Origin of the sequence: Tumidithrix elongata BACA0141, from assembly GCF_036349135.1 — a bacterium.
Taxonomy (GTDB): Bacteria; Cyanobacteriota; Cyanobacteriia; order Pseudanabaenales; family Pseudanabaenaceae; genus Tumidithrix; species Tumidithrix elongata.
The window spans coordinates 1-9,171 of the sequence record NZ_JAZBJZ010000158.1; the positions used below are offsets into that span (position 1 = coordinate 1).

Annotated in this window: 8 protein-coding genes; 4 read left to right on the forward strand and 4 right to left on the reverse strand. The window is 43.6% G+C overall.

The features are described 5' to 3' along the window. Window positions 1-19 precede the first annotated feature (19 nt). Entirely contained in the window at window positions 20-1,228 is a 1,209-nt protein-coding gene (locus tag V2H45_RS23460; protein ID WP_330486117.1) for a type II restriction enzyme, read from the reverse strand. Further along, window positions 1,221-2,084 carry a DNA adenine methylase gene (locus V2H45_RS23465; protein WP_330486118.1) on the reverse strand — a complete coding sequence of 288 codons (864 nt, stop codon included), beginning with the start codon at window positions 2,082-2,084 and terminating at the stop codon, window positions 1,221-1,223. The genes V2H45_RS23460 and V2H45_RS23465 overlap by 8 nt, the downstream gene beginning before the upstream one ends. A gap of 46 nt (window positions 2,085-2,130) precedes the next feature. Between V2H45_RS23465 and xth the strand changes: the two genes are divergently transcribed. Then, on the forward strand, window positions 2,131-2,928 hold the full coding sequence (xth, locus tag V2H45_RS23470; protein WP_330486119.1) for an exodeoxyribonuclease III: 798 nt from the start codon (window positions 2,131-2,133) through the stop codon (window positions 2,926-2,928). Window positions 2,929-2,949: 21 nt separating this feature from the next. On the opposite strand, the gene gpmI is transcribed toward xth, so the two are convergent. Further along, window positions 2,950-4,551, reverse strand: a complete 1,602-nt coding sequence (gpmI, locus tag V2H45_RS23475) for a 2,3-bisphosphoglycerate-independent phosphoglycerate mutase (RefSeq protein WP_330486120.1) — start codon at window positions 4,549-4,551, stop codon at window positions 2,950-2,952. A gap of 344 nt (window positions 4,552-4,895) precedes the next feature. On the opposite strand from gpmI, the gene V2H45_RS23480 reads away from it, so the two are divergent. The 3 genes from V2H45_RS23480 to lepB (V2H45_RS23490) are packed head-to-tail and all read left to right on the forward strand — an operon-like array spanning window position 4,896 to window position 8,169. Next, on the forward strand, window positions 4,896-6,773 hold the full coding sequence (locus V2H45_RS23480) for an aspartate kinase (RefSeq protein ID WP_330486121.1): 1,878 nt from the start codon (window positions 4,896-4,898) through the stop codon (window positions 6,771-6,773). Between the two features lie 33 nt (window positions 6,774-6,806). Continuing rightward, window positions 6,807-7,502, forward strand: a complete 696-nt coding sequence (lepB, locus tag V2H45_RS23485; RefSeq protein WP_330486122.1) for a signal peptidase I — start codon at window positions 6,807-6,809, stop codon at window positions 7,500-7,502. 34 nt (window positions 7,503-7,536) lie between these two features. After that, a complete protein-coding gene (lepB, locus tag V2H45_RS23490; protein ID WP_330486123.1) occupies window positions 7,537-8,169 on the forward strand; it encodes a signal peptidase I in 633 nt (210 codons plus the stop codon). On the opposite strand, the gene V2H45_RS23495 is transcribed toward lepB (V2H45_RS23490), so the two are convergent. Continuing rightward, complete coding sequence (locus tag V2H45_RS23495; protein ID WP_330486124.1) at window positions 8,152-9,054, reverse strand: branched-chain amino acid ABC transporter permease; 903 nt, start codon at window positions 9,052-9,054, stop codon at window positions 8,152-8,154. The genes lepB (V2H45_RS23490) and V2H45_RS23495 overlap by 18 nt on opposite strands. Window positions 9,055-9,171: the final 117 nt, after the last annotated feature.

The window sequence follows — 9,171 nt, forward strand, 5'->3', positions numbered from 1 at the left end:
CGAAGTATTCTTTGCTTCATCAGACCCCGTTGCATTTCATCCTTGAATTGGCCGAGGGAACCTCACCTTTTTCATTTGTTAACTTAAAAGCCTGATAAAAAATCTGATCTTCAAGTATTTTAGCAATCAGTCCTAGATATTTCGCTTTATGCCGTCTTCTTAAAAGACTTTTTGCCTCACTGGTCAAATTAAAGAAGGTCTTATTTTCAATATGATTTTTGTATTTCTGAATCAGCCCAATGTAAGCTCCTGCATTGGCATAATAGTCTGATTGCCTTAAATTAAACTGATAATTTTCAGCGATATCTTCTTTAGTTAAATCTTTTTCGACTAGTAAATCTAGAAGATCGATGACTTTCCCAAAATCATTGGCTTGAGGAAAGGGGATATCTTGAGATTCCCGTGTTGGATTAATCTGAGATAAAACATTTGAAACATCTTCTCGATTTATTTCCTCAGGGGAAATTTGAAAATCTATTTGCTTAACCAGTTCTATCGAGTTATATTCAGATTCATCATTAAAATCGTAAATAAAGAAACTGAAAATATCATAAGAATAGGTCATTAAGATAGGCAAAACTTTTTTACTTGTCTTTGATTGCCATAATCGATATGGATAATATAACTGCCTGATTAAAAAATCTTCTACCTTGCCTTTCTTTGCTTCAATCAGAATAAAATAATTATCACTTTCAAAACCCGCATCGATTTCACATTGAGAATTTTGCACTTCAATTTGATATGGTTGGAGATCGATACTACTTCTAATATTGAAACTGAAACTATCCGTAGACATTCTTCCTGAAACTGTTTGAAAAGTTTGTTCTTCAACTAAGTGATCTATCATTTTTGTGATAAATGCACAATGAAGCATTGATGTTTCTGAATACAAATTGTTATAGTCTAAAGTCTCAATATTAAGCTGAAATTCTACGGGTGTAATTTCAATATCTTCATTGTATTTCACTTTAAAATGTGTATTAAAATTGCCAATCACATACCTAGAGCGAGAGATCGGCAAGATTGATAGATTATGCTCACGAAAGATTTCAGGTAGATTTACATAATGATCGAATTTTGCCATTAGCCGACTTTCTCTGAAGTTATTAATCAGAGAAGATTCAATTTCATAAAATCGGTATTTACTAATTTTATCTAGGATCTGATATTGTTTAAAAATCTCTTCCCATGCCAAATCATTTTTAGTCTTCTCTTTAGAACTACTCATAATTTCTGATTAACACTTCTTCAATTTTTCCCCGTTTAAGGGCATTTGAGTTAATTGCTCTGTTAGCTGGAACTTTCTCGATTTTGTATCTTTTCGTGTCGTTATACAAATCAAGGATGAAATCAGTACAAGCATTACTAAGTAAAATCTTACATTTTCTATCGATTAGATTATTCGCAACATCTCTAAGCCGCTCTTGTTCTTTTTTGTTAAATCCATTCACATCATATCCAGTAAATGAGGCCGTATCTGATACTGGGTCATAAGGCGGATCGAAATAGATAAAATCTCCTTTTTTAGCAGTTGAAACTGCATCTTGGAAATCTAAGTTCAGAATTTCAACTTGATTTTGATTTAGATAATTACTCACCCCCCTCAGCACCGCTTCATCGAGGATACTCGGATTCTTATACCTTCCAAATGGAACGTTAAACTGCCCTTGAGAATTAACTCGAAATAAGCCGTTGTAGCAGGTTTTGTTTAAGTAAATAATTCGGGCTGCTCTTTCTTCTTTTGAAATCGTATGAATGTATTCCGTCTCTCTATCTTTTTCTCTGATTTCGTAGTAGTAGTCTTCACTATTTCTTGCTTTGTGATCCTCTAGTAAATCGATCAGATCTTCCACTGCATCTCTGATCACCTGATAGCAATTGATTAATTCGGCATTTGTATCGTTAATCACTGCCTTTTTAGGTTGCAAGGTCAATAAGATTGCACCAGCTCCAATAAAAGGTTCATAATACCTATTGCTTCCTTTGGGCAAATGTTTTTGAATTTCAGGAATAATTACAGGAACTAGTTGCCTTTTACCTCCTGCCCATTTCAAAAATGGTCTTACGAGTGGATTAACTGACACGGTTTTTTTAAGATTTATTTAGGAGTTTATTGGGAGTTGAGATTCAATGCAAATTACAACTTGGAATGTGAATTCGGTACGGACGCGTTTAGAACAGGTGACAAATTGGTTAAAAACTCATCCCGAAGTAGATCTACTGTGCTTACAAGAGACTAAAGTCATCGATGCTGATTTCCCTCAAGCTGCCTTTACCGAGTTAGGCTATCACACTTACATCTACGGACAAAAGTCTTACAACGGTGTGGCGATGATTTCTCGACAACCGCTCTCTGATGTCCAAATGGGATTTACGGCTGTCTTAGAGCGCGATTTAGGCGATTTAGACGAACAAAGACGGTTGATTACGGGGGTAATTGACCAGGTCAGAATCGTCAATATGTACGTTCCCAATGGTTCGTCCCTTGATAGCGATAAATATGACTACAAACTCAGATGGCTTGAGACATTGCGGCAATATCTAAAAATACTCCTAGACCAAGACGATGAGCCAAGCCAGATTTTAATCTGCGGAGATTTTAACGTCGCTGTTGAGGACATTGACATTCATAATCCTGCGAAGCGCGAAACCAAAGTGATGGCAACCGATGCCGAGCGGGAAGCCCTGCAAGCCGTATTAGATTTAGGCTTTAAGGATGTTTTTCGTAAATTTACCCAATCGGGAGGGCATTACTCTTGGTGGGACTATCGGACGGGAGGATTTCAACGCAATCAGGGTTGGCGAATTGACTATCACTTTTTGACTGAGGCTTTGTACGATCGCGCGATCGCCTGCACCATCGATATAGAACCCAGAAAACTACCCCAACCCAGCGATCACACACCTGTGATTGTGGAAATATCGTAAGGATTTCAAAAAAACTAAAAGCTAAACCTTAAGGCGCACGGGGGTTCTAGCGCGGCGCACTTCATAGTCTGAAGGCTCAAGCAAAGAAACTCCCGTCATTTCTTCGGGTTTAGGAATTTGCAAAATATCCAAAATTGTCGGGGCAATATCAGCAAGTCGTCCAGACTCTCTGAGTCGCACATCACCACCATGACCGGGAATCTTTAGACCTTCGCCCTCTACCACAATAAAAGGCACAGGATTGCTCGTATGGGCTGTCCAAGGATTGCCATGCTCGTCCCACATACATTCGGCATTTCCGTGATCGGCTGTGATTAAGGCAGTACCACCTGCTTTGGTAATCCCTTCGATCAGCTCGCCTAAACACTTATCGACATGGTTAATAGCCTGTATCGTGGCATTAAAGTTACCTGTATGACCGACCATGTCAGGGTTTGCATAATTAATCACAATCAAGGAATATTTCCGCTTTTGGATGGCATCGATCGCCACTGCGGTCAACTCGGTGGCTGACATTGGAGGGGTTTCATCATAGGTAGGAACCATGGGGCTGTTGACAATCATGCGATCGTCGCCCTTGCTGGGTTCCTCTTGCCCGCCATCAAAAAAGTAGGTGACATGGGCATATTTCTCAGTTTCAGCCGCACGGAACTGGAGCAAACCATGCTCCGCGACGACTTTGCCGAGCATGTTATCGAGATTTTGCGGCGGAAAGGCGACTTCTACAGGCAGGGTGGCATCGTATTGGGTAAAGGTGGCGAAATAAAGCGGTGAAATTTTTTCGCGCTCAAACCCAGAGAAGTTTTCCGCCATGAATACTTGGGTTATTTCTCGCGAGCGATCGGGTCTGAAATTAAAACAGATCACGCCATCTCCTGCCTCTACTGCGCCTTCTGCGAGTCTCACAGGCACAATAAATTCATCCGTAATATTTTGGGCATAGGTAGCTTCAAGCAGGGCAATGGGGGATGTCGTTTCTGCCGTAATCTGGTTGTTGGTCATCACCTTGTAAGCTTTTTGGACGCGATCCCAGCGCTTATCGCGATCCATGGCATAGTAGCGGCCGCTAATGGTCACAATTCGACCAATTTCCTGCTTTTCAATACAGTCAACCAGTTGTTTGATGTAGCCTGCCCCTGAGTTAGGAAGGGTATCGCGACCGTCGGTAATCACATGGATACAGACATCGGAAATTCCATGCACCTTGGCAAGTTCCAGCAAACCAATCAAATGATCGATATGGGAGTGTACGCCACCATCTGAGCAGAGACCGATGAGGTGAAGCTTACCTTCACTGGCTTTGACTGATTCACAAACATTTGTCAAGGCACGGTTTGCCAAAATGCTGCCATCCTCAACAGCATCAGTTATGCGCACCAATTCCTGCGGTACGATCCGCCCTGCACCAATATTCAAATGACCAACCTCAGAATTACCCATTTGACCTTTGGGTAATCCGACATCTTTACCAGAAGCTTGGAGGAGAGTGCTTGGATAACTACGCCACAAACTGTCCATCACTGGAGTGTCGGCGGCAGCAATAGCGTTTCCGTCCGTCTCTTCCCGATATCCCCAGCCGTCTAAAATGACCAGAACAATTGGAGAAACAGACCCCATGACCATAGAAGATATTTCCTTTTTGTGTACACGATCACTCCATCACCATCACATAATATCACTCGTGTAAATTTAGAAACAATTTTAAGATTTTGTCGTCTACCGATCCCCATCAATAAATTAGTTAAGGCAAAGCATACATCCCCTCAAATCTAAGTCTTTGCTGGCATCTCCTTGGACTTAATAATGGCAATTCTTAGATCGCGAAAGAATTGTATGATCGAGAGATTGCGTGATTTTAGTTATCTACTTCGGTCTTTACTCTGAGTCTTGATTCAGCATTACGATCGTAGTGGGCTAGCAGGCAACGCGTTTTTAAATTTAAATTGATTTTCAAGATTTTGTAACCAATGTCGTTAATTGTTCAGAAATATGGTGGTTCCTCTGTCGCCGATCCCGAAAGAATTAAAGCCGTACGCGATCGCATTAAGCAAACCGTAGATGCAGGAAATCAAGTCGTCGTTGTCGTCTCAGCGATGGGCAAAAGTACAGATAATTTAATTAAGTTAGCTAACGCAGTAACCACCCCAAGCAAACTTGAAAATAATTCTGCCGATCCCAGCGATCGCTCTGAGCATATTTCTGCGGATCGAGATGCCCTAGATCGGGAAATGGATGTTCTACTCGCTACAGGCGAACAGGTGACGATCGCGCTCTTAAGCATGGCATTACAGTCGATCGGTCAACCTGCGATCGCGCTTACAGGCGCACAAGTCCGCGTTGTTACCGAACCCTGTCATACCCGTGCCCGTATTCTGTACGTTGAAACCGATGGGGTACAGGAATATCTCAGTCAGGGAAAAGTCGTTATTATTGCAGGATTTCAAGGGGTGGCAGGCGATCTCACCACAGGACAGCCTACACGCGAAATTACCACCCTAGGACGGGGAGGATCGGATACTTCGGCGGTGGCGATCGCGGCGGCTTTAAACGCCGATCTCTGTGAAATTTATACGGATGTACCGGGTATTCTCACCACCGATCCCCGCATTGTGCCCAATGCCAAACTTTTAGACGAGATTACCTGCGATGAGATGCTAGAGCTGGCAAGCTTGGGAGCAAAGGTATTACACCCCAGAGCTGTAGAAATCGCCCGCAACTTTGGTGTGAAATTAGCTGTGCGCTCCAGTTGGGTAGATGACCCGGGCACACTTGTAAAATCGCCATATTTGGGACATCTGAGCGAACATCAAAATCGTATGGCACTTGAGGTAAACCGCTTTGTGGATGGGGTTTCCGTGGATCTCGATCAGGTCAAAATTGCTTTATTGCAAGTACCCGATCGCCCCGGTATCGCCGCCCAATTATTTCATTCTCTGGCTTTACAAAATATTAATGTTGACTTAATTATTCAGGCAGTCCAAGATCCGAGCGATGTCAATGATATTGCCTTTACTGTGCCCCAGCGAGAATTTGAGTTAGCCGAGTTAGTCACGCGGGGGCTTGAACTGGGTGCAAAAGCCGTAATCGTCGATTCTCATGTTGCCAAAGTTAGCATTATCGGGGCAGGTATGATTGGCAGACCGGGGGTTGCTGCCCAGATGTTTACGGCTTTAGCCAATGCAGGGATTAATATCCAAATGATTTCCACCTCTGAGATTAAAGTCAGTTGTGTGGTAGCAGCGGCCGATGGAGATGCTGCGGTTGCCGCGATCGCCGAGGCTTTTCAAGTCCCCGTGATGTCCTACTTACCGATAGACGATGGCGATCGAACGGCTGACCAATCGCCCGTCCGAGGCGTGGCGCTCGATCAAAATCGTGCCCGCTTAGCGATTCGTCAAGTGCCCGATCGCCCGGGTGTCGCTGCCCAAATCTTTGAATATCTCGCCCAGCAAAATGTTTCAGTTGACATGATCGTACAGTCTCAGTCCGATCGCGATGTCAATGAAATTGCCTTTACCGTGCCGATTGGCGATTTACAAAAGGCAGAAGCATCGCTCAAACAGGTTGCCGAAACAATTGGGGGTGGAGATGTCGTCAGTGATGATGCGATCGCTAAGGTTAGTATTGTAGGGACGGGAATGATTAAACAAGGGGGCGTCGCCGCCCGCATGTTTAACGCTCTGGCAAGTTCAGGGATTAATATTGAGATGATTGCAACTTCTGAAATTAAAGTTAGCTGTGTCGTCAGGCAAAGCAACGCTGAGACTGCACTTAGGGCAATTCATCAAGAATTCGATCTTGCTGGCGATCAGACAATTCTAGTTGCAGGGAAACCTGCAAGCTAGGGAATAGAATGTAAGGCAACACAAGCAATACCTATGTCATCCGATAAACCCAGCGACCCATCCAAAGAAGATTTGAAAAGTCAGTCCCTTGAACTTGATTCAAAAAGTGGCTGGCAAAAAGTTTTCGCAGACAATCTACCCACTGTTATTGTTGCAGTGCTAATGGCAGCGGGAGTCCGCGTATTTATTGTAGAACCAAGATATATTCCATCTAGCTCGATGGAACCAACTTTGCAGATCGATGATCGCTTGCTCATTGACAAACTCACCTTTAAATGGCGGAAACCAGAGCGTGGTGAAATTATTGTATTTAACCCGCCACCCTATCCAGGGGTAGATACAAGCAAGGTTTATATCAAACGCGTGATCGGTCTACCTGGCGATCGCATCAGCATTCACGATGGTAAGGTCTATGTCAACGGGAATGCCATATCAGAGCCTTACATTGCCTCACCGCCTGCCTATTCCCTACCTACTGACCCAACACAATGCCCAGAATGTTTTCAGCCTAGTCAGATTAGCCTTGTTAACAAACAAGTGAGCTTTACCGTTCCTCCTAGTAAATACTGGATGATGGGTGACAATCGCAACAACAGTCAAGATTCTCATATTTGGGGATTTTTGCCAGAAGAGAATATTGTTGGGCGGGCATTTTATCGCTATTGGCCATTTGATAGTCGCACAGGTGGTTTAAGTACCCCAACCTATGAGCCCTCCGCCACCAAATAACCACGCCAAATTATCGTTCGAGTTCTAATTTTCCATGACATCAGATCGTAAATCTTCAAACAGCCAGCTAGAATCCCCTGCACAACAGACCTTAAAGCCCTGGTGGCAAAAACATGCTGAAACCATTCGGATTGTTGCGATCGCTTTTGTCTTAGCATTTTTGCTACGCACATTTATTGTAGAACCCCGCTTCATTCCTTCTGGTTCGATGGAGCCGACTTTGCAGATTCACGATCGCATCATTGTTGATAAGATTTCCTACCAATTTAACCAACCGCAAAGGGGCGAAATTCTGATTTTTTATCCCCCCGCCTCACCCTTTATCGAAGATACTTCCAAGGCATATATCAAGCGGTTGATTGGATTGCCCGGCGATCGTATCAGCATTCAAGCAGGTAAGGTCTATGTCAATGATATCGCGATCGAAGAGCCCTATATTGCCGAGCCCCCCAGCTACAACTTTAGGGGATCTGTCACCGTGCCCCCCAACTCCTATTGGGTGATGGGCGACAACCGCAACAATAGCAATGACTCCCATGTTTGGGGCTTTTTACCCAAACAGAATATTGTCGGTCGTGCGGTATTTCGCTTTTGGCCCTTGGACAACCGCCTAGGCGAAATTACCACTCCCAAATACTCAACGATTAACTCAGCGATTAAGCGTTAGTTCGTCCTTATTACCCAAAATTCCTTGGGGTCGCCACACCATCAGTAAGATCAGCGTCAAGCCAATCAGCATTTGTTGAATCGCTTCTAACTTACCGCCACCTAAAAACATTTGGATTTGCTCGGGTAAAAAACGTGGTAGCACGCTGTAAATCTGGAAGATCGCCGCACCTAGCAACACCCCAAGATTGTTGCCAGCTCCGCCAATGGTCACAATTGTCCAAGCTTGAAATGTAATTAAGGGAATAAAGGAGTCAGGGTAAATCGCTACCACTTGCCAAGCATAAAAAGCACCTGCAATCCCCGCGATCGCACCGCCAATTACAAAAGCTTGGAGTTTGTACCAAAATACGTTTTTTCCCAGTGCCTTTGCCACTTCTTCGTCTTCGCGGATGGCTTTTAGCACTCTGCCCCAAGGCGATCGCACTAACCACTCCAGTCGCCAATAGACCACAGCTACAACCACAATTAAAATTCCAGTAAGCAACGTTGGATAAAATTGCACGGGCACTAATTCTTTAAAAGGTAGAGGATAATCTTGTACTCCACTTGTCCCTTTGGTCAGCCATGCCTCATTATTTGCAAATAGGCGAACCATTTCCGAGACACCGATGGTGACGATCGCCAAATAATCTTCTCTCAGTCTCAGGGTTGTACTCCCGATTAAAAGACCCAGTACGGCAGCAAGGGCAGAAGCGATCGCAAAGGCAATATACCAAGGCACACCATTTAAACTCAAAAGTACAGTGGTATAAGCTCCCACCGCCATAAAGGCGACATGGCCAAAATTTACTAAGCCTGCAAATCCCCATTGTAAATTTAGACCCAAGCTAAACAGGGCAAAAATTGCAGCAAAAGCGATCAGCGATATAATGTAATCAAGCATAGAGTAGGTGAGCAAGCCAAAGGAACTAGAAGTATCATACAAACAGTTGTGGAATAAAGTATGGTAAGTAAGTAGGCGTGAAAAAGATAGAGTATGTAAAGGAATATTAAGTGACTA